The organism is Pseudomonas sp. Pseusp10 (assembly GCF_059492225.1).
This window is the reverse complement of sequence record NZ_CP168528.1, coordinates 2573238-2597389: the sequence shown is the minus strand read 5'-3', so window position 1 is coordinate 2597389 and position 24152 is coordinate 2573238. Positions and strand designations below refer to the sequence as shown.

The 24152-nt window shown below is 61.8% G+C and carries 21 protein-coding genes and 1 pseudogene; 9 read left to right on the top strand and 13 right to left on the bottom strand.

Features of this window, described 5'->3' with window-relative positions:
• Position 1: 1 nt before the first annotated feature.
• The 5 genes from mnmH to ACEN8Z_RS11720 form a co-directional block, all read right to left on the bottom strand.
• The gene (gene mnmH, locus ACEN8Z_RS11740) at positions 2 to 1105 is read right to left on the bottom strand and encodes a tRNA 2-selenouridine(34) synthase MnmH (RefSeq protein ID WP_495597738.1); all 1104 of its coding nucleotides are present in this window, start codon (positions 1103 to 1105) and stop codon (positions 2 to 4) included.
• Positions 1105 to 2139, bottom strand: a complete 1035-nt coding sequence (gene selD, locus ACEN8Z_RS11735) for a selenide, water dikinase SelD (protein WP_495597737.1) — start codon at positions 2137 to 2139, stop codon at positions 1105 to 1107. Before selD ends, mnmH begins: the two co-directional genes overlap by 1 nt.
• Positions 2140 to 2249: 110 nt before the next feature.
• A complete protein-coding gene (locus ACEN8Z_RS11730) occupies positions 2250 to 3206 on the bottom strand; it encodes a quinone oxidoreductase family protein (protein ID WP_495597736.1) in 957 nt (318 codons plus the stop codon).
• Positions 3207 to 3233: 27 nt separating this feature from the next.
• Entirely contained in the window at positions 3234 to 3407 is a 174-nt protein-coding gene (locus ACEN8Z_RS11725; RefSeq protein WP_007982408.1) for a DUF1427 family protein, read from the bottom strand.
• A gap of 106 nt (positions 3408 to 3513) precedes the next feature.
• The gene (locus ACEN8Z_RS11720; RefSeq protein WP_495597735.1) at positions 3514 to 4293 is read right to left on the bottom strand and encodes an AraC family transcriptional regulator; all 780 of its coding nucleotides are present in this window, start codon (positions 4291 to 4293) and stop codon (positions 3514 to 3516) included.
• A 147-nt stretch (positions 4294 to 4440) separates the two neighbouring features.
• On the opposite strand from ACEN8Z_RS11720, the gene ACEN8Z_RS11715 reads away from it, so the two are divergent.
• Positions 4441 to 4668, top strand: a complete 228-nt coding sequence (locus tag ACEN8Z_RS11715; RefSeq protein ID WP_007982405.1) for a DUF6555 family protein — start codon at positions 4441 to 4443, stop codon at positions 4666 to 4668.
• Between the two features lie 31 nt (positions 4669 to 4699).
• Positions 4700 to 4978: a hypothetical protein gene (locus ACEN8Z_RS11710; protein ID WP_495597734.1), complete on the top strand. Its 279-nt coding sequence runs from the start codon at positions 4700 to 4702 to the stop codon at positions 4976 to 4978.
• A gap of 187 nt (positions 4979 to 5165) precedes the next feature.
• Here the strand turns inward: ACEN8Z_RS11710 and ACEN8Z_RS11705 are convergent, their stop codons facing one another.
• The 3 genes from ACEN8Z_RS11705 to ACEN8Z_RS11695 all read right to left on the bottom strand — a co-directional run bounded on the left by ACEN8Z_RS11705 (position 5166) and on the right by ACEN8Z_RS11695 (position 8784).
• Positions 5166 to 5321 carry a metallothionein gene (locus tag ACEN8Z_RS11705; protein WP_007998919.1) on the bottom strand — a complete coding sequence of 52 codons (156 nt, stop codon included), beginning with the start codon at positions 5319 to 5321 and terminating at the stop codon, positions 5166 to 5168.
• 246 nt (positions 5322 to 5567) lie between these two features.
• The gene (ctpM, locus tag ACEN8Z_RS11700; protein WP_495598119.1) at positions 5568 to 7244 is read right to left on the bottom strand and encodes a methyl-accepting chemotaxis protein CtpM; all 1677 of its coding nucleotides are present in this window, start codon (positions 7242 to 7244) and stop codon (positions 5568 to 5570) included.
• Between the two features lie 223 nt (positions 7245 to 7467).
• Positions 7468 to 8784, bottom strand: coding sequence for a Na+/H+ antiporter family protein (locus ACEN8Z_RS11695; protein WP_007998923.1), 1317 nt, complete (start codon positions 8782 to 8784; stop codon positions 7468 to 7470).
• A gap of 290 nt (positions 8785 to 9074) precedes the next feature.
• Between ACEN8Z_RS11695 and ACEN8Z_RS11690 the strand changes: the two are divergent.
• From ACEN8Z_RS11690 to ACEN8Z_RS11680, 3 genes and pseudogenes are all read left to right on the top strand, one after another.
• A pseudogene (locus ACEN8Z_RS11690) lies at positions 9075 to 10364 on the top strand (cache domain-containing protein); the annotation flags it as partial.
• A gap of 102 nt (positions 10365 to 10466) precedes the next feature.
• Positions 10467 to 11222 (top strand): methyl-accepting chemotaxis protein, encoded by a 756-nt coding sequence (locus ACEN8Z_RS11685; protein WP_495598118.1) that lies wholly within the window; start codon positions 10467 to 10469, stop codon positions 11220 to 11222.
• A gap of 322 nt (positions 11223 to 11544) precedes the next feature.
• Positions 11545 to 13221 (top strand): MFS transporter, encoded by a 1677-nt coding sequence (locus ACEN8Z_RS11680; protein WP_495597733.1) that lies wholly within the window; start codon positions 11545 to 11547, stop codon positions 13219 to 13221.
• Positions 13222 to 13375: 154 nt separating this feature from the next.
• Here ACEN8Z_RS11680 and ACEN8Z_RS11675 read toward each other — a convergent pair whose 3' ends face one another.
• From ACEN8Z_RS11675 to ACEN8Z_RS11665, 3 genes are read right to left on the bottom strand one after another with little or no spacing between them, the layout of a single operon-like run.
• The gene (locus ACEN8Z_RS11675; RefSeq protein WP_495597732.1) at positions 13376 to 14692 is read right to left on the bottom strand and encodes a sensor histidine kinase; all 1317 of its coding nucleotides are present in this window, start codon (positions 14690 to 14692) and stop codon (positions 13376 to 13378) included.
• Positions 14689 to 15357: a response regulator transcription factor gene (locus tag ACEN8Z_RS11670; protein ID WP_495597731.1), complete on the bottom strand. Its 669-nt coding sequence runs from the start codon at positions 15355 to 15357 to the stop codon at positions 14689 to 14691. The genes ACEN8Z_RS11675 and ACEN8Z_RS11670 overlap by 4 nt, the downstream gene beginning before the upstream one ends.
• Before the next feature lie 3 nt (positions 15358 to 15360).
• Complete coding sequence (locus ACEN8Z_RS11665) at positions 15361 to 15681, bottom strand: PepSY domain-containing protein (protein ID WP_495597730.1); 321 nt, start codon at positions 15679 to 15681, stop codon at positions 15361 to 15363.
• A gap of 375 nt (positions 15682 to 16056) precedes the next feature.
• Here ACEN8Z_RS11665 and ACEN8Z_RS11660 point away from each other — a divergent pair, with 375 nt between their 5' ends.
• The 3 genes from ACEN8Z_RS11660 to codA all read left to right on the top strand — a co-directional run bounded on the left by ACEN8Z_RS11660 (position 16057) and on the right by codA (position 19175).
• Positions 16057 to 17136 carry a patatin-like phospholipase family protein gene (locus tag ACEN8Z_RS11660; protein ID WP_495597729.1) on the top strand — a complete coding sequence of 360 codons (1080 nt, stop codon included), beginning with the start codon at positions 16057 to 16059 and terminating at the stop codon, positions 17134 to 17136.
• A 74-nt stretch (positions 17137 to 17210) separates the two neighbouring features.
• Positions 17211 to 17567, top strand: a complete 357-nt coding sequence (gene queD / locus ACEN8Z_RS11655) for a 6-carboxytetrahydropterin synthase QueD (RefSeq protein WP_003223505.1) — start codon at positions 17211 to 17213, stop codon at positions 17565 to 17567.
• A 363-nt stretch (positions 17568 to 17930) separates the two neighbouring features.
• Positions 17931 to 19175, top strand: a complete 1245-nt coding sequence (gene codA, locus ACEN8Z_RS11650) for a cytosine deaminase (RefSeq protein ID WP_495597728.1) — start codon at positions 17931 to 17933, stop codon at positions 19173 to 19175.
• 113 nt (positions 19176 to 19288) lie between these two features.
• Here codA and ACEN8Z_RS11645 read toward each other — a convergent pair whose 3' ends face one another.
• Positions 19289 to 20281 carry a diaminopimelate epimerase gene (locus ACEN8Z_RS11645; RefSeq protein ID WP_495597727.1) on the bottom strand — a complete coding sequence of 331 codons (993 nt, stop codon included), beginning with the start codon at positions 20279 to 20281 and terminating at the stop codon, positions 19289 to 19291.
• 164 nt (positions 20282 to 20445) lie between these two features.
• Here ACEN8Z_RS11645 and ACEN8Z_RS11640 point away from each other — a divergent pair, with 164 nt between their 5' ends.
• Entirely contained in the window at positions 20446 to 21597 is a 1152-nt protein-coding gene (locus ACEN8Z_RS11640) for an MFS transporter (protein WP_495597726.1), read from the top strand.
• Positions 21598 to 21722: 125 nt separating this feature from the next.
• Here the strand turns inward: ACEN8Z_RS11640 and ACEN8Z_RS11635 are convergent, their stop codons facing one another.
• Positions 21723 to 24146, bottom strand: coding sequence for a TonB-dependent siderophore receptor (locus ACEN8Z_RS11635; RefSeq protein WP_495597725.1), 2424 nt, complete (start codon positions 24144 to 24146; stop codon positions 21723 to 21725).
• Positions 24147 to 24152: the final 6 nt, after the last annotated feature.

Genomic DNA, 24152 nt, shown 5'->3' with positions numbered 1-24152 from the left:
CTCACCCCTTCTGATTCACCCGCTCGCGCAAGTACTCAAGAACCGCCCCTCGCTCCCCGGCAAACTCGATCCGTGCGTCTTTCTTCTCCCGCTGAAACGCGTACATCGGGTCGTAATACTCGCGCAGCAACCCTTCGATCCAGCCCCGGTGCAGATCCACCGCGCCACTGCGGGCCTGCTCCGCCAACGCCTCCTCCATCAAAATCAACATGCGTTGATGACGTTCGCCACCCAGGCGTTTCTGCACATTATTCAGGCTCGCCAGCAACCGTTCGGAGAACAGCGCAAAGCCCTCCTCGCCATGCACGCCGATGAATTCGGCGCACAGATCCACCACGTAATCGCGCAGGATCCGCTCGACCCGACCTTCCAGGCTGTCTTCCAGCCAGACCATCGGGAACTGCTGCATGCCCTGGTACAGCGGTAACGGCAACGCACAACTGCCCACCGCGCGGCTTTCGTCTTCCAGTACAAACTGCTCAATGCCCCGGGCACGCTTCTTCAGTACGTCCACAGCCAGGCGGTTTTCGAAGTCGATGTTGGAAGGCTGTCCGGTGGCACGTTTGCCGAAACTGGAACCGCGATGGTTGGCATGACCTTCAAGGTCCACCCCGTTGCTCAGCTGCGTGAGCACCTCGGTTTTGCCGGTGCCGGTCATCCCGCCCAACAGGACGAAATCGCACTGGGCAACCGCCTGATCGAGGGTGTCCAGCAGGAAGGTACGCATGGCCTTGTAGCCGCCACCCACCCGTGGGTAGTCGATGCCAGCCTCGTCCCTGAGCCATTGCTGGACAATCTGCGAGCGCAAGCCGCCGCGAAAGCAATACAGATAGCCGTCCGGATGTGCCCGGGCAAAATCGGCCCAGGCCTGGATGCGTTCGGCCTTGATCGCGCCCGACACCAATTGATGCCCCAGCACGATGGCCGCTTGCTGGCCGTGCTGTTTGTAGCAGGTGCCGACCCGCTGACGTTCAAGGTCATTCATCAACGGCAGGTTGACCACACCGGGAAACGAGCCCTTGTTGAATTCGACCGGCGCGCGGGTATCCATCATTGGCCGGTCGTTGAGGAAGATGTCGCGGTAATCGGTGAAATCAACAGACATCAAAACACCTCGACCGCGTTGCTCTGTCGCTCGACCAGTTCACCGATCGGTTCCAGGCTCAGGCCCAGTTCGGCGGCCACCGAAAGGAATTGCTCGTTGCCTTCAGGCGTCACGGCAATCAGCAGGCCACCACTGGTCTGCGGGTCGCAGAGCACGCGCTTGTGCAGTTCCTGAAGGCGTCCGAGCTTGCTGGCGTAGCTGTCGAAATTGCGCAGTGTCCCGCCCGGTACGCAGCCCTGTTCCAGGTAATACTCGACCCCCGGCAAGCGCGGTACTCGGTCATATTCAATGCGCGCCGTGAGCTGGCTGCCGTCGGCCATTTCCACCAGGTGCCCGAGCAGGCCGAAACCGGTGACATCGGTCATCGCGGTCACGCCGTCGAGCTTGCCGAAACGGCTGCCGGGTTTGTTCAGGGTGCACATCCAGTCCCTGGCCAGGCCGATGTCGGTGTTACGCAACTTGCCCTTTTTCTCGGCGGTCGTAAGGATGCCGATGCCCAGGGGCTTGGTGAGATAGAGCAGACAGCCGGCCGTGGCGGTGTCGTTGCGCTTCATGTGGCGCTTTTCCACCAGACCGGTGACGGCCAGGCCAAATATCGGTTCTGGCGCGTCGATGGAATGCCCGCCTGCCAGCGGGATGCCCGCCGCGTCGCACACCGAACGCCCGCCGCGTATCACTTCCCGGGCAATTTCCGGCGCCAGCACATTCACCGGCCAGCCCAGAATCGCAATCGCCATCAAGGGGTCGCCCCCCATCGCATAGATGTCGCTGATGGCATTGGTGGCGGCAATTCGGCCGAAATCGAAGGGATCGTCGACGATCGGCATGAAAAAGTCCGTGGTCGAGACCACGCCGCGCTCTTCATCGATGGCATACACCGCCGCGTCGTCGCGCGAGGCATTGCCGACCCAAAGCTTCGGGTCGAGGTTCTGCGCCCCGCTGCCGGCCAGGATCACTTCCAGCACCTGGGGAGAAATCTTGCAACCGCATCCAGCGCCGTGGCTGTATTGGGTCAGGCGAATCGGTTCGCTCATAGGGGCACCTCATTGGGTCAATGGGGCCGATTCTAGCAGAGCGAGGCCTGCGCAAGGCGTTGCACGACCATGGACCTTGTGGGAGCAAGCCCGCTCCCACAAAGGTTGGGTTATGGCAGCAGAATCACCTTGTCGCCACTGCCCTGACTCACTTCGGCATAACGCTCCAGGCCTTCGGCCAATGGCGACTCGAACAAGCCTTGGGGCAACGGCAACAGGTCCTGATCGAAAAACCGGCCGAACTGCTCGAGCATCGCCGCACACGCCTGCACCCCGTACAGCAACGAGTTGATCCCTACCACGGAGCCACCCTTGCGATACAACGCCAGGGCCGGCAACTGCACGTGACCGTCCACAGGCGCCGCGATGATCGCGATACGGCCGAACGCGGCCAGGGCTGGCACCGAAGCCGGCAGCCAGAATCCGGTGGTGTCGAAAATCACGTCGGCACCGCCGGCATAGACGGCGTTGACCTGAGCCCCGAGGTCTTCGGGTTTATCCAGTTGAAGGGTCTGATAGCCCTGGCCCTGCAAGTCCATGACCTGCTCCGGACGCCGCGCGGCCGCCAGCACCCGGGCGCCGCGCACCTTGGCCAAGGCCAGGGCGGCACTGCCGACCGCCCCGCCACCGATGACCAGCAATCGGGTTTCGGCCGTCACCAGGCTGCGTTCCAGCGCATCCCACGCCGTGGTGTATGGCACGCCGAGGCTGGCGGCCTGGGCGAAGCTCAAGTGCGTGGGTTTGAGCGCCACACCATTGGCCGGCAGCTTGACGAACTGCGCATGGGAACCGTCGGCGAAAAAGCCAAGTTCCTTGCCCGTGCCCCAGACTTCCTGACCGATCAACGCCTGCGGGCCGGCCACGACGACACCGGCAAAATCGCGACCGGGAATCCGCGGCAAGGTGGTGTAGGGAAAACGCCCCAGCACGTTCTTCACATCGCTGGGGTTGAGGCCAGCGGCCTTGATTTCGACCAGCACTTCATCGGCGCCGGGAACGGGGGTAGGCACCTCAACGTAGCGCAGGGCCGAGAGATCACCGGTTTTATCGAATTGCAGAGCTTTCATGGGCGTATCCATCGAGTCAAAGAGGGTTCAGGAAATCCAGCCAGCCACCAGCTCCCGCCCCATCGGCCAGAGCTTTTCGCCGGCGAGCATGCCGAGCAGGCCAACCAGCGCGATGGCCGGGGGTGCAGGGGAACGGAAATCCAGGGCGCCGTAGAGCAGACCGACGCCCAGACCGATGGCCAATGACATGAGGTAGTTCATGGCAGACTCCGGGGGCAATTGAGGTATGCGCCGAGTCTAGAGGGCGACGCCTGCGGGCATCGGTCAAGTGCTTCTGAATTTCGGCCAATGCATGACACCCACGAATTCAGTCCTGGGGTTGCGCCGCAGGAAACTGCGAAGGGGCAACACCCAGTTCGCGACGAAACATGTCGCTGAAGCTGCTCGGCGAATAGCCCAGCTCGCGGGCAATCGCGCTGACCGGTACGCCCTGGATCAACCCGGCCACCGCCGTTGCCAATTGCACCTGACGCCGCCACTCGGCGAAGCCCATGCCCAAACCGTCCTTGAACAGCCGCGCCAGGGTCCGCACGCTGGCACCGGCAGTTTCTGCGTGTTGTTCGAATGGAATATCCAGCGATGGCGCCGACATGACCGCCTGACACAGGTTCATCAGCCGTCGGTCGGAATCATCCGGCAGCGGGATTTTCAGCAGCGAGCGTCTCGCCCGCTTGAGCTCCAGCAGCGCCAGGCTCACCAACGCGTCGTAATACTCGGGCGGCCCGTCGTTGCCCTGCTCCACCAGACCGACAATCAGTTCGCGCAGCAAGCCGCCGACCTCGATGACTTGCACGCTGTCACCCAGGGTCGCCGCCAGGGACGGGCGCAAGTAGATATTGCGCATTTGCAGATCGGACACCACGCGAATCCCGTGGGGCACGCCGGGTGGCAACCACACCGCCCGCTGCGGCGGCACCACCAGCGCCTCGTGCGGCGTCTCGACCCACATCACCCCGCTCATTGCATACAGCAACTGGCCCCAGACGTGCTCGTGGGGCTCGATGTACAACCCGCGCGGATAGGTGCGAGCCAGCGGTTGCACGGGCACGTCGGTGTCACTCAGGTCGGGCGGTGCGGCGAGGGCCATGGTCAATGTTCATTGGGGTTCGGGAAGACCTCCATGGTAACGAGGCACCGAACTTGTCGCCAGCAACCGCCGCCGTCCTACAATCGGAGTGAATTTTCCTGATGGCACGCGATCCGTTTATGTACAACAGGGAGGAACCGGGACTTTATGAACAGTGCAAAGTTATTCGTCATCGAGTACACCCTCCATGGCGCTCCCAAATCATTCATTATCCGTCTGGACAAAATGGACAACGCAGAAGCCTGGCATTGGGCGAGCTGTGACGCAGGGGTGGGGCGAATCCCCCGTTTTGGACGCGAGAAGGTACAAAAGACCAGCAAGCCAATGGCTGAAAAATTCGGCGTGGAAAACGTCAAGTGGCGTCCCGCGAACTGACGCCTGCCGCTGTCAACATGGGGGGAAGGAAATGGTCGCGACACCCGTCAGCAGCCCTGCGCAACTGGACTACGGTCTGGACACGCCGGCTGGCCGCATCACCAGGAGCGCCGAGTGCCGGATTGCACTGGAACAGGTCGAAAATGACGCATTTTGCTTTGCAGTACGCGTCCCGGCGCCACTGCCGGAAGACCTGGAGCAGGCGAAGAGCCTGGTGCTGCGGGTCGAAGGGCGGCGCTTGCAGGGCAGCGTCCGTCACAGCGAACGCCTGGAGGATGACAGCCTCAGGCTGGAAGTGGAGCCGGACTAGTGGCCTGTACGGTTAATTCGAGTACTCAAATTCGAGTGCCAGGACTTGTCAGGCAAGGCGCCATGACGAGTCGTAGCTCGCTACGGCGAGGAATGGCAACGCAGCCTGGCAAGTCCTGGCGCCGAAGTTGAGTGCACGAATTAGCCACACAGGCCACTAGGCTCCACTTTGGCATGTACCGTGGTTTTCAGTGGGCACACTTGCAGCCTTGAGAAGCACACTCCTCGCCATGCTCGTGATGCTTGGCGCAGGCTTCACAGCAATAGTGCTTGCCGTGACGCACGATCGGATGTTCGCCCAGCTTGCAGTTACATTTCGGACAGTCGCAGGTGCGTTCGGTCATGGGTTTGACTCCTGTAGGTGATGGTCGTCCGGGCCTCACCAACGCGACCCGTAATACCAGTGTAGGAGTTGTGGCAGACTGCGGCAGGGCCTGCCAGGAGTCGGACTTATGCATGGCGGTGATGGAAAGTACACCGCTAACCCTGTGGGAGCGAGCTTGCTCGCGATAGCGGTGGCTCAGTCAACATCAATGCTGAATGTACTGCTGCCATCGCGAGCAAGCTCGCTCCCACAGGTTGCAAACCTGTCAGATACGGAACTGTCCGACCAGACTGCCCAGACGCTGACCGAGGTCGGCCAGGCTACGGGACGTTTGCGCGCCGAGCTGGGTTTCGTCGGCGACGTTGTCCACGGCCACGGCAATCTGATGCACGCTGCGGTTGATCTCTTCGGCCACGGCGGTCTGTTCTTCGGCGGCACTGGCGATCTGTGCGTTCATCGAATTGATGGTCGCGATCAATTGGGCCATGGTGTCCAGCGAAGCCCCCGCTTCGTTGGCCTGGGCCGAGGTGCCGTCGCCGGCCTCGCTGGAGCGACGCATCGCCTCCACCGCTGACTGGGTGCCGGCCTGCAAGCGGTCGATCATGCCCTGGATTTCCTGGGTGCTGATTTGCGTGCGACTGGCCAGCGCCCGCACTTCATCGGCCACCACCGCAAAACCGCGCCCGGCCTCGCCGGCACGGGCGGCTTCGATGGCCGCGTTGAGCGCCAGCAGATTGGTCTGCTCGGCAATCGAGCGGATCACCCCGAGCACGCTGACAATCGACGACACGTCTTTTTGCAGGCTGTCCAGGGACACGCCGCTGCTGCGGATGTCGTCCACCAGGGCATGGATCTTCTCGATGCTGCCGGCCACCACGCGCTTGGCCGCCTGCCCTTCTTCGTCGGTCTGTTGGGCTGCCACCGCGGCGTTCTGTGCGCTCTTGGCCACTTCCTGGGCGGCGGCCGACATTTCGTTGATCGCCGTGGCCACCTGATCGGTCTCATGGCGCTGACGTTCCATGGCCTGGTCCGAGCGATTGGCCTGGTCGGACACCTGATTCACCAGTCCGGTCAGTTGCGAGGTCATTTCGGTGATCTGACGCACCAGGCCGTGGATCTTGTCGACAAAGCGGTTGAACGAGCCGGCCAGCTCGCCCAGTTCGTCCTGGCTGGTGATGGTCAGGCGGCGGGTCAGATCACCCTCCCCAGCCGCGATGTCGTCGAGGTTGGTCTTCATCAAATGCAGCGGACGCAGAATGGTGTTGGCCAGCAACATCCCGGCAGCGGCGATCACCAGCAGCACCACGACCGCCACGCCGACGATACTCAGCACCATGCCTTGCATGCGTTCCTGGACCTTGGCTTCGACCACGGCCACTTGCGCTTCGATGCCGTCGAGGTTGACCGAGGTGCCGACCGCCATGTCCCACTTCGGCAGGTACTCGGTGTAGCCGAGCTTGGGCACCAGCACCTGGGTGTTGCCGGGCAATGGCGAGCTGTATTGCAGATAGTGCGTACCGTCCTTGGCGACTTTCACCAGGTCGCGGTTGACGTAGACACCGTTCGGGTCGCGGTTGTCCTTGAAGCTCTGGCCCACGCCTTCGGGGCTGTTGGCCTTGAACAGGCGCACGGTGTTGGAGTCGTAGCCGAAGAAGTAGCCATCCTTGCCATAGGTGATGCTCGACAGCAGCTTGATCACCTGGGCCCGCGCCGCCTCATCGCCTGGGGCGGCCGCGTCGTAGAGCGGCTTGATCGTGGTCATGGCCACCGCCACGTAGCTTTGCAGGGTCGCCTTGGCATCACTGAGCAGACGCTCGCGGGTCTGCTCGACTTCCTTGCGGGCCTGTTCCTGCAGAATGAACAGCGTGGTCAGGCTGATGACCAGCGCAAACAGCAACACCGGGAGGACGGCAAGGGACAGGACTTTAGCCTTGAGGCTCATGCGCATGGCGTTCACTCTTTTTATTTTATTGGCGTGGGTAAAAGCTTTAACGGCACGCCGGGGCAAAAGTTGAACGCGGTCATCAGGTCCGCAGAAGATCCCTTGTAGGAGCGAGCTTGCTCGCGATTTCGGTGTGTCAGCCACATGGATGCTGACTGTTTCACCGCCATCGCGAGCAAGCTCGCTCCCACATTTTGATCCAGGGTGATCAGAAGGGAATGGGTTACAGGACCATCGCCGCCACCCAGCCAAACACCAGCAGCGGCAGGTTGTAGTGCAGGAAAGTCGGGACCACGGTGTCCCAGATGTGATGGTGCTGGCCGTCGATGTTCAGGCCGGAGGTCGGGCCCAGGGTCGAGTCCGAAGCCGGTGAACCGGCGTCGCCCAGGGCACCGGCCGTGCCAACGATGCACACGATCGCCAACGGGCTGAAGCCCAGTTGCACGCACAGCGGCACGAAGATGGCCGCCAGAATCGGCACGGTGGAGAACGAAGAGCCGATGCCCATGGTCACCAGCAACCCCACCAGCAACATCAGCAAGGCGCCGATGCCCTTGCTGTGATCGATGTACGACGCCGACGACTCGACCAGCGTCTGTACCTCACCGGTGGCCTTCATCACTTCGGCAAACCCGGAGGCTGCGATCATGATGAAACCGATCATCGCCATCATTTTCATGCCTTCGGTGAACAGGTCGTCGGTGTCGCGCCATTTGACGATGCCCGATACCGAGAAAATCAAGAAACCGGCCAGTGCACCGATGATCATCGAATCCAGCAACAACTGAATAATGAACGCCGCCGCGATGGCCACGCCGGCCACCATCAGGCTCAGCGGGTTGTATTGCACTGCCACTTGCTCGACCTGTTCGATCTTTGCCAGGTCGTAGACCCGCTTCTTGCGGTAGCTGACAAGCGCGATCAGCAGGCCCGCCACCATGCCCAGGGCCGGAATGCCCATGGCGTGGGTCACATTGATGCCGCTGATGTCCACACCGCTGCGGGCGACGTTGGCCAGCAGGATCTCATTCAGGAAGATGTTGCCGAAGCCCACCGGCAGGAACATGTACGGTGTGATCAGGCCGAAGGTCATCACACAGGCGATCAGTCGACGGTCCAGTTGCAGCTTGGTCAATACATAAAGAAGCGGCGGCACCAGCAACGGAATAAAGGCGATATGAATCGGCAGGATGTTCTGCGAGGCGATGGCCACCACCCACAGTAACCCGATCAGCAGCCATTTGACCTGCCCGCCACCGCTGGCGTGCTGGCGGTCGACCATTGCCAGGGCCTTGTCGGCCAGGGCGTGGGCCAGGCCGGACTTGGCAATGGCCACGGCGAAAGCACCGAGCAAGGCGTAGGACAACGCCACGGTCGCCCCGCCGCCAAGGCCACTGTTGAAGGCCTTGAGGGTCGCGTCGATGCCCAGGCCACCAGTCAAGCCGCCCACCAGCGCACCCACGATCAGCGCGATCACCACGTGCACGCGGGACAGGCTGAGGATCAGCATGATGCCGACCGCGGCAATCACTGCATTCATTTCGTTACCTCGAGACAAACGGAAAGACTCCGTCCGGCAGTCTGCGTGAGCCGCCAGCGGATAAAGGAATGGGTTTTATTAGAGGGCGCGCACTTTGCCGCAGAGAGGGCGCGGTGTCAAAGCAACCGGGCCCTAAGGAAATGTAACGGCGTGTGATGACCTGTGGCGAGGGAGCTTGCTCCCTCGCCACGACAGCAATCAGAACCTTATTCCGCTAACGGGATAAAGAAAGCCAAATCGCGGCCGCTACAGTGCAAAGTCTCAGATATTTATCGAATAAGGACGTCTCCATGTCGCTCAGACAACTTTCCATTCAATGGAAAATCACCCTGCTGGCCGGGCTGTGCCTGGCGGGCATCGTGACCCTGCTGGTGGGTCTTTCGCTGTACCGCATGGAGCACAGTTCCGAGCTGGTGAAAGCCTCGAGCATGGAGATGCTGACTGAAGCGGCCCAGGCGCGGATCGAGTCCCAGGGCGAAAACCAGGCGCTGGGGATTCGCCAGCAGTTCATGGACGCCTATCAGTACGGCCATGGCTTCTCCCGGCAGGTGCTGTTCCTGCGCGACCAGGCCGAGAAGCGCTTTCTCGATGCCTTCGACCTGCGCGAGGACCTGACCCGCCAGGTCAAGTCGGCCCTGCAAGCCAACCCGGAACTGCTCGGCCTGTCCCTGGTGTTCGAACCCAATGGGCTGGACGGCAAGGACGAACTGTTCACCGGCCAAGCCGAACTGGGCAGCAACGAAAAGGGCCGTTTCGCCCTCTACTGGTCGCAGCCGACACCGGGCAAAGTGACATCCATGGCGCTGCCGGAAAAGGACATGGCCGACACCAGCACCGGCCCCAGCGGCGAAGCGGCCAACGCCTGGTTCACCTGCCCGCGCGCCACGCTCAAGCCGTGCGTGATCGAACCCTACTTCTATGAGATCGACGGCCAGAACGTGCTGATGACCAGCATCGTTTTCCCGCTGATGGTCAACGGCAAGGTCATCGCCTCGCTGTCGGTGGACATCAACCTCAACAGCCTGCAAGCGATCAGCCTGGGCGCGAGCAAGAAACTCTATGACGGCCAGACCAGCGTCAGCATCATCAGCCCGGCCGGCCTGCTCGCCGGCTACAGCCCGGACGCCGGCAAACTCAGCCAGCGCCTGGATGCAGTGGACAAGACCAGCGGTGCCGAACTGCTGCGCATGCTCGCCGCCAGCAGCAAAACCACCAGCCTGCACGGCAATCAGCAACTGAAAGTGCTGGCTCCGTTCCAGCCGATTCCCGGCGGCAAGTCCTGGGGCGTGTTGCTCGACGTGCCGGAGAAAGTCCTGGTCGGCCCGGCCGAAGCCCTGAAAAAGCAACTGGATGACAGCAACACCGCCGGCACGCTGGTCGAGCTCGGCCTGGGGGGACTCGCGGCACTGCTTGGCCTTGTTCTGGTGTGGCTGATGGCCCGCAGCGTGACCAAACCGATCCTCGGCGTGGCGCACATGCTCGAAGACATCGCCAGTGGCGAAGGTGACCTGACCCGTCGTCTGGCCTACGACAAAAAAGATGAACTGGGCCAGTTGGCCGGCTGGTTCAACCGTTTCCTCGACAAGCTGCAACCGATCATTGCCGAAGTGAAACGCTCGGTGCAGGACGCCCGCAGCACGGCGGACCAGTCGTCCGCCATCGCCACCCAGACCAGCGCCGGCATGGAGCAACAATATCGGCAGGTCGATCAGGTGGCGACCGCGTCCCATGAAATGAGCGCTACCGCCCAGGATGTCGCCCGCAGTGCCGCGCAAGCGGCCCATGCCGCACGGGATGCCGATCAGGCGACCCGTCAGGGTTTGACCGTGATCGACCGCACCACCGCCAGCATCGACAACCTCGCCGCCGACATGAGCGCGGCCATGGTTCAGGCCGAAGGCCTGGCCGCCAATAGCGAGAAGATCGGCACGGTGCTGGAAGTGATCCGTGCAATTGCCGAGCAGACCAACCTGCTGGCCCTCAACGCCGCGATCGAAGCGGCCCGTGCCGGTGAAGCCGGACGCGGTTTTGCCGTGGTGGCCGATGAAGTGCGCAACCTGGCGCGGCGTACCCAGGAGTCTGTCGAAGAAACCCGTCTGGTGATCGAACAACTGCAAAGCGGCACCCAGGAGGTGGTGGGTTCAATGAACAACAGCCATCGACAGGCCCAGGGCAGCGTCGAGCAGGTTGGCCAGGCCGTGACGGCGCTGCGCCAGATCGGTGACGCAGTGACCGTGATCAACGACATGAACATGCAAATCGCCAGCGCCGCCGAAGAGCAAAGCGCGGTGGCCGAGGAGATCAACAACAACGTGGCGACCATTCGCGACGTGACCGAGTCGCTGTCGGGCCAGGCCAATGAATCGGCGCGGGTCAGCCAGTCGCTCAACAGCCTGGCGAACCAGCAGCAGAGTCTGATGGACCAGTTTCGCGTTTAAACCCCGAAAAACAAACCTGTGGGAGCGGGCTTGCTCGCGAATGCGGTGGATCAGACAACATCTTTATTGATTGACCCACCGCATTCGCGAGCAAGCCCGCTCCCACATTTGTTTCCCACATTTATTTCTGCGCCCCGCTCAATGAAGTGATGGCGAGTGGATATCTGCCGCAAGGTGATTATGCTTCTAGGAACCTTGCAGCGTTTCAAGGCGTCAACCTGTATGCAAGACCCGTAATCCGATGACATCAGTCCCAGGGCCTGGGTAGGGTAAGTGTTAGTGGGAACTCCGGCCTACAACAAGAGCAAGACGGAGAAAACTCATGGCAGCAATCGACAATGCAACCACGGGCAGCGCCCCCCACCACGGGATCACCAGGGAGGAGCGCAAGGTCATCTTCGCCTCGTCTCTGGGCACCGTGTTCGAATGGTACGACTTTTACCTGTACGGCTCCCTCGCGGCGATCATCGCCAAGCACTTCTTCGCCGGTGTCAACGAAACGACTTCCTTCATCTTCGCCCTGCTCGCCTTCGCCGCAGGCTTCGCCGTTCGCCCCTTCGGCGCCATCGTGTTCGGTCGACTGGGCGACATGATCGGACGCAAACACACCTTCCTCATCACCATCGTGATCATGGGCGTCTCCACGGCCGTGGTGGGTTTGCTGCCGGGCTACGCGACCATCGGCGTAGCTGCGCCGATCATTCTGATCAGCCTGCGCCTGTTGCAAGGCCTGGCGCTGGGCGGTGAGTACGGCGGCGCAGCTACTTACGTGGCCGAACATGCGCCCAAGGGCAAACGCGGCTATTTCACCTCGTGGATTCAGACGACAGCCACCCTCGGCCTGTTTCTGTCACTGCTGGTGATCCTCGCCTGCCGTACCGTGCTGGGCACTGAAGCCTTCGAGGCCTGGGGCTGGCGGATTCCATTCCTGCTATCGATCCTGTTGTTGATTGTCTCGGTGTACATCCGCCTGCAGCTCAGCGAGTCGCCGGTGTTCCAGAAAATGAAAGCCGAAGGCAAGTCCTCCAAGGCACCATTGACCGAATCCTTCGCCCGTTGGGAAAACCTCAAGATCGTGATCATGGCCCTGCTCGGTGGCACCGCCGGCCAGGCCGTGGTCTGGTACACCGGGCAATTCTATGCGCTGTTCTTCCTGCTGCAGACGCTGAAGATCGACCCGCAGACCGCCAACTTGCTGATTGCCGGCTCGCTGCTGATCGGCACACCGTTCTTCGTCATATTCGGCAGCCTGTCCGACCGCATCGGTCGCAAGGGCATCATCATGGCCGGCTGCATTATCGCGGCACTGACTTACTTCCCGATCTTCCACGCGTTGACCCAATACGGTAACCCCGACGTGTTCATTGCACAGGAGAAAAACCCGGTCTCGGTAATCGCCAATCCCGGCCAGTGCTCGTTCCAGTTCGACCCGGTGGGCAAGGCCAAATTCACCAGCTCCTGTGACCTGGCCAAGACCGTGCTGGCCAAAAGGGCCATCCCCTACCAGAACGTGAACGCCGACCCGGGCGCCGTTGCGCAGGTGCGCATTGGCGACAAAGTGATCGAGAGCTTCGAGGGCACCGGCATGCCGGCCGCCGACTTCAAGGCCAAAAACGACGCCTTTACCGCTACCCTGGCCACCGCCCTCAAGGACGCCGGGTACCCCGAGAAGGCCGACCCGGCCAAGACCAACTACCCGATGGTGTTGCTGCTGCTGACCATCCTGGTGGTCTACGTGACCATGGTCTACGGCCCGATTGCTGCGTGGTTGGTGGAATTGTTCCCGGCGCGCATCCGCTACACCTCGATGTCGTTGCCCTACCACATCGGCAACGGCTGGTTCGGTGGCTTCCTGCCGACGGTGGCGTTCGCCATGGTGGCGGCCACGGGTGATATCTACTACGGGCTGTGGTATCCGATCGTCATCGCGGTGATGACGGCCATCCTGGGAATTTTCTTCATGCCGGAAACCAAGGATCGGGAGATTCATCACACCTGAATCTGACACCCCACAATCCCTGTGGGATCGGGTGCCACCAAAAACCACTGTGGGAGCGAGCTTGCTCGCGATAGCGTCAGCACATTCGACATCAATGTGATAGACAGATCGCCATCGCAAGCAAGCTCGCTCCCACAGGGTTCCCAGTATGATTTCAAGTGTGTCTGGGCAACCTGATCAGCACTTTCAACCCACCCCACTCGCTCTCCAGCAGCGATAACTTGCCACCCCAGCTATCGACGATGTCGCGCACGATGCCAAGTCCCAGGCCATGCCCATGGGTTTGCTCGTCCAGCCGCGTTCCTCGGCTGAACACCTGATCACGGCGGTCTTCGGGAATGCCCGGGCCGTCGTCCTCGACGCTGAGCTCGAATCCCTCAGCGGTCTCGACAACACTCAGCCGGATTTCCGTGTCCGCCCATTTGCAGGCGTTGTCCAGCAAATTGCCCAGCAGCTCCAGCAGGTCTTCGCGATCCCAGGGCAACTGCAAACCGGCCGGAGCACGGTAGCTCAGCGCCAGGTGTTCGCCATGAATCATGTTCAGGGTGGCCAGCAATCCGGGGAGTTCGGCGTCGCAATCAAACAGTGCGCCCGGCAACGCATCGCCGGACAAGCGCGCACGATTGAGTTCGCGATTGAGCCGTTGCTCGACCTGTTGCAGTTGTTCCTTGAGGGTTTTGCGCAATTGCGGGTGCCCGTCGAGTTGCTCGCTTGAAGCCAGGCTCAACAGCACCGCCAGCGGGGTTTTCAAGGCATGGCCGAGATTGCCCAGAGCGTTGCGCGAACGCTTGAGGCTGTCTTCGGTGTGGGCCAGCAGGTGGTTGATCTGCGCCACCAGCGGCTCCAGTTCCACCGGCACCTGATCGTCGAGTTGCGAGCGCTGGCCCTGTTGCAACTGCGCGATCTGCTCGCGGGCCTGTTCCAGCGGACGCAAGGCGCGGCGCACGGTAATCCGTTGCAGCAGCAGAATCAGCAGCAGCCCGGTCAAACCAAGGCCCAACCCGAGCTGTTGCATGCGCCGGAAGCTTTCGCGTATCGGCGTGTAATCCTCGGCGACGCTGATGGAGATAGGCAACCCCAAACGTCGATAGTCCGTACGCAGCACCAGCAACTGTTGCCCTTCCGGCCCCAGTTGCAGGTTGCCGTGCAGCCCGGGGTGATCGAGCGCCGGCAGTTCCTGATCCCATAACGAACGGGAACGCCAATGCCCGTCAGCGAAATCGATGCGGAAGTAATGCCCGGAAAACGGCCGCTGATAGGCCGGTGACAGGCGTCGTTCATCCAGTTGCAAGCCTTGCGGCCCGCGCACCAGTGCCGCCAGCAGGCTCTCGCTGTCATTGCGCAACCCGGCTTCGAGGTAGCGCTGCAACCCCATTTCGAACAGCCACAGGCTGGTTTGCGCCAGCACCAGGCCAACGACCACCATCACGCTGATCAGGCCCAGGCTCAGGCGGCGCTGGATCGATCTCACCGGGCTTGCCCGCCGAACAGGTAACCCTGGCCGCGACGGGTTTCGATCACGCTTTTGCCGAGCTTGCGGCGCAAGTGGTTGACGTGAACTTCCAGCACATTGGAGTCACGCTCGGTTTCACCGTCGTAGAGGTGTTCGGCGAGGTGGCCTTTGGAGAGGATCTGCTCGGGGTGCAACATGAAATAACGCAACAGGCGAAACTCCGCAGCGGTCAGCTGAATGTCCGCACCGTCGCGGGCAACACACTGGCGACCTTCATCCAGATGCAGCCCGGCGGCCTGGAGCGTCGGCTGGTTGGCCTGGCCATGGGAGCGGCGCAGCAACGCCTGGATGCGCAAATACAATTCTTCGGGATGGAATGGCTTGGTCAGGTAATCGTCGGCGCCGGCCTTGAGGCCTTCGATACGCTCGGCCCAGGAACCACGGGCCGTCAGGATCAGCACCGGCGTGGCCAGTCCCGCCGCGCGCCATTGCGCCAGCACCTCAAGCCCCGGCACGCCAGGCAAACCGAGGTCGAGGATGATCAGGTCATAAGGTTCAGTACTGCCCTGATGCACCGCGTCGCGACCGTCAGCCAGCCAGTCCACCGCGTACCCCTGGCGGTTGAGCCCGGCCAGCAGTTCGTCGGCCAGGGGCACATGGTCTTCCACCAGCAGCAAACGCATTGATCAGTCTTCCTTGTCTTTCAGTAAACGGCCGGTGGTGGCTTCGATGTCCAGTTCGCGGACTACGCCTTCAGGGGTCAGCAGCTCGACTTCATAAATGTAGACGTCATGTTTTTCTTCGAGCCCGGCTTCCAGCAGTTTCGCGCCGGGGTAGCGATCCATCGCCTGCTGCAGCAGTTGCTCCAGCGGCAGGATCACGCCCTGTTGACGCAGGCGCAGGGCTTCATTCTGATCCAGGTCACGGGCCATCACCACCGAGCAAAATGCCAGAAGCACCAGCGCCATCCGGCTGCCGGTGCATCGATTGAATAAAAACACCTTCATTACCAATCCTGATGTTCCTTGAGAACCTGCCCGCTGACCGGGTCTAATTCCAGAGCCCGGTCGATACCCTGCTGCCGATCACCGGGATACCTGACCAGTGCGAGTGGTGTGAGCTTCTCGAAAGCCACAATGGTACCAGCGTTGCGTCGGGGTCCAGGCGAGCCACCTTAACCGGCTGAACTTAATTGAAACTGAATTGCCATCATTGCTGGCCATTACACATTTCCTGTGGGAGCGGGCTTGCTCGCGAAGGCGGTGGTACATCCAACAATGATGTGACTGAAACACCGCTATCGTCGGATCGCCGCCCGGAGCAAGCCCGCTCCCACAGGGGGTTGCGTATAATCCTTGCGCTTGCCACAAATCGAGACCGCAATGACCGCCATCCACATCAAGTTCCCCTCCCTGACCCTCAAGGCCGGTCCACGCGCCTTTGCGCGCATCCGGGACAACGGCTTGAACGCCGCCGACGTCGGCACCCTCCCGGGCGCGGCTGGCGGTCCGAAGGCACTGGGGATTCAGGGGCTGGACCTGGCGCTGTTCGGCGAGTGGCTGCCGGCGGCACCACGGGAACGCTCGCTGATTGGTGCATCGGTGGGGTCCTGGCGCTTCGCCAGCGCGTGCCTGCCGGATGCCGCCGAGGGCATCCGGCGTCTCGGGCAGTTGTACACCGAGCAGAACTTTGCCAAGGGCGTGACCATGGCGCAGATCAGCCAGAGCTCACAGCGCATGCTCAACGACCTGCTCGACGGTCGCGATGCCTCGATCCTCGGCAACAGCGATTACCGCCTGAACATCATGGTGGTCAAAAGCCACGGCCTGCTGGCCGACGATCATCGCGCTCGCCTCGGGCTGGGCCTGTCGTCGGTCATCGCCGACAACCTGCGCGGCCGGGCGCGGCTGGCCCGGCACTTCGAGCGCCTGATCATCCACGACCCGCGCCTGGCGCCGCCGGTCCACGCCTTGAACGACTTCCCGTCGCGCTTCGTCGCCCTCAATGCCGGCAATCTGCGCCAGGCCCTGCTGGCTTCGGGCTCGATCCCAATGGTGATGGAAGGCGTGCGCGACCTGCCGGGCGCCGGTGCCGGAACCTATCGCGACGGCGGCCTGCTGGACTATCACCTGGACCTGCCTTACAGCGGCAACGACATCGTGCTCTACCCGCACTTCACCGACCGGGTGATTCCCGGCTGGTTCGACAAGACCCTGCCGTGGCGCCGCGCCTGCCCGACTCGCTTGCAAAACGTGCTGCTGCTGGCACCGTCAAAGGACTACCTGGCGCGCCTGCCCTACGGCAAACTGCCAGACCGTAACGACTTCAAGCGCTTCATGGGCGACGCCCCGAGTCGGCAGAAATACTGGCGCACGACCATGGATGAAAGCCGCCGCATGGGCGACGAATTCCTCGAACTGGCCGCCAACGGTCGCCTCGGCGAGCGCTTGCTGACCCTTTAGTCAGGACAAACTGTTAAACTCGCCCCCTGCCCGAATCGCTGCGGCGAACGCCACCTGAACAGAGCTGAAAAACTGTGGAAATCTTCAAGGAATTTACTTTCGAATCCGCCCACCGCCTGCCCCACGTACCGGACGGCCACAAGTGCGGGCGCCTGCACGGTCACTCGTTCAAAGTGGCAATCCACCTGAGCGGCGACCTGGACCCGCACACCGGCTGGATCCGCGACTTCTCGGAGATCAAGGCGATCTTCAAGCCGCTGTACGAGCGTCTCGACCATAACTATTTGAATGACATTCCCGGGCTGGAGAATCCGACCAGTGAAGTGTTGGCCAAATTCATCTGGAATGAAATGAAGCCGTTGTTGCCGGAACTCAGTGCGATTCGCATCCACGAAACCTGCACCAGCGGTTGCATCTATCGCGGTGAGTAATCTTCAGGCAACACTGCTCCCCTGTAGCAGCTGCCGAGCCTGCGAAGCTGCGTTCGGCTGCATAGCAGTCGTGAGTCAAGCTGACGCGGCCTGCCTGACGTACCGCAATTACTGATTTTACGACTGCTTCGCAGCCGAACGCAGCCTCGCAGGCTCGGCAGCTGCTACAGATCGCATTACCGCTTAACTGACTGGCATCAGCCTTCATCGGCTGTTTTTTTATGCCTGTGCTTTTTGCCTCGCCCCCGCCAAGAGGACAAGCCCTACATTTGAACTGTAGTGATCAATGTCACTGGCAGGAGTTGCCACCACCGAGCTAACGTAGAGGTATTGCCTAAACGATTCGATAAAAGGATCTGCCTGATGCACATCATCAACGCCCGTCTGCGCAACCAGGAAGGCCTGCATGAGTTGTACCTGGAAAACGGTCTGATCAGCAGCATCGGCCGCCAGATCGAAGCCCCGACCCTGGGCCCTGACGATCTGGACGCCGGTGGCAAACTGGTGGTGCCACCCTTTGTCGAGCCGCACATCCACCTCGACGCAACCCTGACCGCCGGCGAGCCGCGCTGGAACATGAGCGGCACGCTGTTCGAAGGCATCGAGTGCTGGGGCGAGCGCAAGGCGAGCATCACCCTGGAAGACACCAAGAACCGGGCGAAGAAAACCATTCAGACCCTCGCCGCCCACGGCATCCAGCATGTGCGCACCCACGTCGATGTCACCGACCCGCAACTGACCGCACTCAAGGCCATGCTCGAAGTGCGCGAGGAAAGTCGGCACCTGGTCGACCTGCAAATCGTCGCGTTCCCCCAGGAAGGCATCGAGTCCTACCGCAATGGTCGCCAATTGATGGAAGAAGCCATCCGCATGGGCGCGGACGTGGTGGGTGGCATTCCGCATTTCGAATACACCCGCGATCAGGGCGTCAGCTCGGTGAAGTTCCTGATGGACCTGGCCGAACGCAGCGGTTGCCTGGTGGACGTGCATTGCGACGAAACCGACGACCCGCATTCGCGCTTCCTCGAAGTCCTGGCCGAAGAGGCCCGCAGTCGCGACATGGGTTCGCGGGTCACGGCCAGCCACACCACGGCCATGGGCTCCTACGACAACGCCTACTGCGCCAAACTGTTTCGCTTGCTCGGGCATTCGGGGATCAGTTTTGTCTCCTGCCCCACTGAAAGCATCCACCTGCAGGGTCGCTTCGACAATTTCCCGAAACGCCGGGGCGTGACCCGGGTCAACGAGTTACTGGAAGCGGGCATGAACGTGTGCTTCGGCCAGGATTCGATCGTCGACCCCTGGTATCCGCTGGGCAATGGCAACATTTTGCGGGTGCTCGAAGCCGGGCTGCATATCTGCCACATGCTCGGTTATCGCAACCTGCAAAGCGCGCTGGATCTGGTGACCGACAATAGCGCCAAAGCCATGAACCTCGGCGATCGCTATGGCCTGGAGCGCGGGCGGCCGGCGAACCTGCTGATTCTGTCGGCAGAGAGTGATTACGAGGTGATCCGCAGCCAGGGGTTGCCGCTGTACTCGGTGCGCGATGGCAAGGTGTTGATGAAGCGGACGATGCCGGTGGTTGAGTTCAGTGGCCTGAACTGACATTTGCACTGGCTGGACAGGCCCCATCGCGAGCAAGCTCGCTCCTACAGTGGTTATGTGTCGTTCACAAAACCACTGTAGGAGCGAGCCTGCTCGCGATGGCTATTTCAAAATCAATCGATCATTCGAGCCGTACCAAACAGGCTGACCCGCCTCAATTCCCCCAACTCCTCTTCCAGCAAGATAGGCGCCGTGCCACCCGGCATTGTCACCTTCACTTCACCAGCCGTCACCCAACCAGCCCGCCAAGCCGCACAGGCCACCGCACTGGCGCTGGTCCCCGACGACGCCGTCGGCCCCTCGCCCCGCTCGAACACTCGCGCAGCGATATGCCCTTCGGACAAGCGCATCGCCCATTGCAGATTGATCCCCGCCGGACAAGGTTTGCCTGCACCGACCGGCATGGCGTAGGCGATTCGCATCAACCCGTCACCCAGCGCCGGTTCGCGCATCTGCTCGTTGCTCGGCAGATCGTCGGCGTTTTCGACAAGTGTCACGCAATGGGGATTACCGACCCGCGCGAACTGGCTGCGCGACCATGCGCCATTGAGTGCCGACAATTGTTCAACATGGCTGAGTTCACGACCATTGAACACCGCAGCTTCGACCCCGTGAGCACTGACCGCTGCCGGCCCGAACCCCGGCTGGCCCAGGTCGAGCCAGAATCCGCTCACGCCATCGACCTGCGCGGCTTTCACTGAGGTCTGCCCCGGCGAAGGCGTATCCGCCTTGTCGTGATAAACCCTGAGCAGACAGGCTTCGTCGCGGGGTAAAAGCCCTTGGTCGCTCAATGCCTGGGAAAAAATCGTCAGACCGTTGCCGCTGCGCTCGGCCAGGGTGCCGTCGGTGTTGACGATCAACAGATCAAAGGGTGGCGACGATTGAAAGGGTCCGACCAGCAAACCGTCGCTGCGATGCTCCTTGCTGCCGGGCGGTTGCGTGCCGGGAGCCCAGCTACAGCACGCTTCGATGGCCGCCAGCGTCCACGCCTCACGGGTTTGCGCAGCATCGCTGGCCTGATCGGGCAGGTCGATACCCATGCGGCGCAGTTCTTCGGGCGCTACCACGATGTAAATATTGCCCCGTGCATCGTACCTCTGCGCCATGGCGCCCTCCGCGTGTCATTGAATGGGCTCAACATATCGCGAAACAGACTGAGGCTGTGCAACGATGTGCCTCTGTTTGACCGCCAAACCTTCCGGGCACTGATCGAACCTCCCCGTTCAATCCCTGTCCGTTGGGAACGCGATGTTTTCCTCCAAGGATTGATATGACCAGCCTCAACAGCCAAACCGCCTTCGTTCCCGGACGTCTGGAACAGATGTCCACGCGCATCGCCTTTTTCATCGCCGGGTTCGGCATCGCCGCGTGGGCACCACTGGTGCCTTATGCCAAGGCCCGGGCCGGGCTGGATGAAGGCACCCTGGGTCTGTTGCTGTTATGCCTGGGGGTGGGCTCGATCCTGGCGATGCCTTTGGCCGGGATCCTGGCCACGCGTTTCGGCTGCCGGCGGGTGATGACCGGCGGAACGTTGCTGATCTGTGCCGCCCTGCCGCTGCTGGCGACGGTGTCGTCGATTCCGGCCTTGATCGCTGCCTTGTTCATGTTCGGTGCGGGTCTCGGCACGGTGGATTCGACGGTCAACCTGCAAGCGGTGATCGTCGAGCGCGCCAGCGGCAAAAACATGATGTCGGGGTTCCATGGTCTATTCAGCCTGGGCGGGATTGTCGGCGCGGCGGGCGTCAGCGGGTTGCTTGGCCTGGGTATTTCTCCACTGGGAGCCACACTGGTGGTGATCGTGATGCTGCTGATCGCGCTGGCCAGGGCCGTGCCGCATCTGTTGCCCTACGGCAGTGAGAGATCGGGGCCGGCATTTGCGGTGCCCCATGGCATTGTCCTGTTCATTGGCGGGATGTGCTTCATCGTGTTTCTCGCCGAAGGCGCGGCGCTGGACTGGAGCGCGGTGTTCCTGGCGCAGGAACGTGGCATCGACACGGCGTATGCGGGGCTCGGTTATGCGGCGTTTGCCTTGACCATGACCGCCGGGCGTTTGACCGGTGACAAAATCGTACGGCGGTTGGGCGCGACACGGGTGATTGTGTTCGGCGGGCTGACGGCCGCCGCAGGCTTGTTTCTGGCGACGTTCGCGCCAGATTGGGAAGCCGCGCTGGTGGGGTATGCGCTGCTGGGTGCCGGTTGCTCAAACATTGTGCCGGTGTTGTACACCGCTGTGGGCAAACAGACCGTCATGCCCGAAAGCATCGCCGTGCCGGCCATTACCACCCTGGGTTATGCGGGCATCCTGGCAGGCCCCGCCGTCATCGGCTTCATCGCCCATGGCAGCAGCTTGAGTTTTGCCTTTGCCTTGATGGCAGTGTTGCTGGTGGCAGTGGCGATTGGCGGGAAGGTGTTGAAGGTCTGAAAAGCTTCGTCGGAACGCCGCCCGGAGCCGGCTCGCTCCCACAGGATTTGTGTCGTACACATGATTTGTGAACGATACGGTCATTGTGGGAGCGAGCGTGCTCGCGATGAATTCACCTCGGTCTATCAGAACCCGACACTGGCCTGCACAAAGAACGTGCGCGGCGCGCCGACGTACATGCCCGAGTTGTTGTCGCTGGAGCGGGTGAAGTACTGCTTGTCGAAGATGTTTTTCACCCCCGCGCCCAGTTTCAGGTTCGACACCTGCGGGCCGAAGTCATAGCCGCCACGCATGTTCCAGGTCACGTAACCCGGGATGTCACCGAACTGGCCGTCGGCGGTGCCTTCGGTGATGTAGTTGCCGTTGAAGCTGCCATCGGCGTTCACCCCGGTGCCCGGCGAGCGCTGTTTGGACTGGGCGAACGCATCGAGGTTCCAGGTCCAGCGGTTGATGTCGTAGCGCAGGCCGGCAGTGGCCACCTGACGGGAGTAGAACGGCAGGTCACGGCCCTTGAAGCCCGGGATATCACCTTCGTTGGTGGCACGGGTGTAGGTAAAGCCGGCGTTGGCGGTCAGGCCGTCAAGGCGTGGGTCCAGCGCGGCCAGATCGTAGTGCACCGACGTTTCGATGCCCTGGTGCTTGGTCGCGCCGAGGTTGGTCCAGCCCACGTCATTGCTGATGTATTGCAGTTCGTCATCGAAGTCGATGTAGAACAGCGTCACCTCACCGCCCCACACGTCATCGTTGTAGCGCGTACCGATTTCGTAAGTCTTGGCCTTTTCCGGCTGCAGGCCGTTGGCGGTGTTGTCGCCGATACCACCCTGCCCCAGCTGGAAGTACTGCAGCGCGCCGAACGAGGTTTCGTAGTTGGCGAACAGCTTCCAGGCATCGGACATGTGATACATCACGCTCAGGGCCGGCAGCGGCTCATTGCTCTCGATGCTGCGTTTTTTCTCCGGCACCCGTTTACCGGCGTTATCGAGCACCGGGCGGTCGTGCCAGTCGGTGCTGATGTGCTCGAAGCGAATACCCGGGGTGACGGTCCAGTTGCCGACGTCGATCTTGTTGTCGACATAGACCGAATTGGCCTCGGTTCCACCGGTGCGGTCCTGATAGACATGGCCGTCCGCCCCCGGACGCACGACTGGCTGGTTGTTGACCAGCGCCACGCGGCTGGCCTCTTCATGCATGGCCTCTTTCAGGTAGCGATAACCGACGCTGACTTCCTGGGTGGTCGGGCCCACATCAAACACATGGGACACCCGTGGTTCGATACCGAAGGTGTAGTAGCTGCGCGGATAGGAGTTAAGTGTGCTCAGGTCACGGGAGGCGATGGTGCTGCCACGAAAACTGTCGGTGTAGTAAGTCAGCACTTCGGCCTGAGTACGATCGTCGATCTGCCGCGCCCACTTGAACGACACATCCTTGCGGCGGCCGCTGAAGTTGTCGAAGTCGCGCACGGACTGGAACGGGTCGGCGTCGAATTGCGCCTGGTTCAGGCCGCCGGGCATGTCGGCCTTGGCGTCGTAGTAGTGGAAATTGAGGCTGAAATCGTCGACATCGGTCGGTGCCCAATGGGTCTTGAGGATCACGTCGTCGATGTCATTGCCGTTGTTGCTTTCACGGTAACCGTTGCCGTTCACGCCGGAATACAACAGCGCCACGCCCATGCCGTTATCGGCGGTACCGCCCATGAACGCCGTGTCGATGTGCTTCCAGCCGCCGTGCTGCGAGGTTTCCAGGGTGGTGCCGATTTCCGCAGAGGCTTTTTCCGGGATCGCACGGGTCACGAAATTGATCACGCCGCCGACGTTCTGCGGTCCGTAGCGTACGGAACCGGCACCGCGCACCACATCGATGCTGTCGAGGTTGCCAGAGGAAATCGGCGCCATGGACAATTGCGGCTGACCGTAGGGCGCGAAGGCCGCCGGGATGCCGTCGATCAGCACGGTGGAGCGTGGCGACAGGCGCGAGGTCAGGCCACGCACGCCGACGTTGAGGGAAATGTCGCTGCCACCAGTGCCGTTGGCATCTTGCACTTGCACGCCAGGAACGCGCTTCAACACGTCACCGACGTTCATCGCGCCCTGCTCGACCATGGCTTCGCGGCGGACCACGGTTCGTGCACCGGGGTGGTTCTGCACCAAGGCGGCATCAGCGTTATCGAGCCAGTCACCGACCACCTTGATGTCGGTCACACCCAGTTCCAATGGACCGTTTGCCGCCGAAGTCGGCGCCGGCATCAACGTCACCGAACCTTCATCGATCTGGTATTGCAGGCCGCTGCCTTGCAACAACTGGCGCAGTGCGTCTTCCGCAGACAAGTTGCCATCCACCGCCGGGGCCTGTTTGCCAGCGACCAGTTCAGGGCTGAAGAACACCTGAAGCGAAGTTTGCTGGCCCAACTGACTCAAGGCCTGCCCCAAGGGTTGCGCCGGGATACGGATGCCGTCGGCAGCAAAGGCCTGGGGCAGCGCAACGTTGACCGCCAGCGCGAGGGCCAGCGACAACCAGGGTAGATTGTTGTTTTTAGCGGTGGAGTTTTTCACGTCGAA

Bases quoted from the DNA above. Each gene is read 5' to 3' on its own strand.
- mnmH (WP_495597738.1), bottom strand. From the start codon at position 1,105: ATGTCTGTTGATTTCACCGATTACCGCGACATCTTCCTCAACGACCGG.
- selD (WP_495597737.1), bottom strand. From the start codon at position 2,139: ATGAGCGAACCGATTCGCCTGACCCAATACAGCCACGGCGCTGGATGC.
- ACEN8Z_RS11730 (WP_495597736.1), bottom strand. From the start codon at position 3,206: ATGAAAGCTCTGCAATTCGATAAAACCGGTGATCTCTCGGCCCTGCGC.
- ACEN8Z_RS11725 (WP_007982408.1), bottom strand. From the start codon at position 3,407: ATGAACTACCTCATGTCATTGGCCATCGGTCTGGGCGTCGGTCTGCTC.
- ACEN8Z_RS11720 (WP_495597735.1), bottom strand. From the start codon at position 4,293: ATGGCCCTCGCCGCACCGCCCGACCTGAGTGACACCGACGTGCCCGTG.
- ACEN8Z_RS11715 (WP_007982405.1), top strand. From the start codon at position 4,441: ATGAACAGTGCAAAGTTATTCGTCATCGAGTACACCCTCCATGGCGCT.
- ACEN8Z_RS11710 (WP_495597734.1), top strand. From the start codon at position 4,700: ATGGTCGCGACACCCGTCAGCAGCCCTGCGCAACTGGACTACGGTCTG.
- ACEN8Z_RS11705 (WP_007998919.1), bottom strand. From the start codon at position 5,321: ATGACCGAACGCACCTGCGACTGTCCGAAATGTAACTGCAAGCTGGGC.
- ctpM (WP_495598119.1), bottom strand. From the start codon at position 7,244: ATGAGCCTCAAGGCTAAAGTCCTGTCCCTTGCCGTCCTCCCGGTGTTG.
- ACEN8Z_RS11695 (WP_007998923.1), bottom strand. From the start codon at position 8,784: ATGAATGCAGTGATTGCCGCGGTCGGCATCATGCTGATCCTCAGCCTG.
- ACEN8Z_RS11685 (WP_495598118.1), top strand. From the start codon at position 10,467: ATGGAGCAACAATATCGGCAGGTCGATCAGGTGGCGACCGCGTCCCAT.
- ACEN8Z_RS11680 (WP_495597733.1), top strand. From the start codon at position 11,545: ATGGCAGCAATCGACAATGCAACCACGGGCAGCGCCCCCCACCACGGG.
- ACEN8Z_RS11670 (WP_495597731.1), bottom strand. From the start codon at position 15,357: ATGCGTTTGCTGCTGGTGGAAGACCATGTGCCCCTGGCCGACGAACTG.
- ACEN8Z_RS11665 (WP_495597730.1), bottom strand. From the start codon at position 15,681: ATGAAGGTGTTTTTATTCAATCGATGCACCGGCAGCCGGATGGCGCTG.
- ACEN8Z_RS11660 (WP_495597729.1), top strand. From the start codon at position 16,057: ATGACCGCCATCCACATCAAGTTCCCCTCCCTGACCCTCAAGGCCGGT.
- codA (WP_495597728.1), top strand. From the start codon at position 17,931: ATGCACATCATCAACGCCCGTCTGCGCAACCAGGAAGGCCTGCATGAG.
- ACEN8Z_RS11645 (WP_495597727.1), bottom strand. From the start codon at position 20,281: ATGGCGCAGAGGTACGATGCACGGGGCAATATTTACATCGTGGTAGCG.
- ACEN8Z_RS11640 (WP_495597726.1), top strand. From the start codon at position 20,446: ATGACCAGCCTCAACAGCCAAACCGCCTTCGTTCCCGGACGTCTGGAA.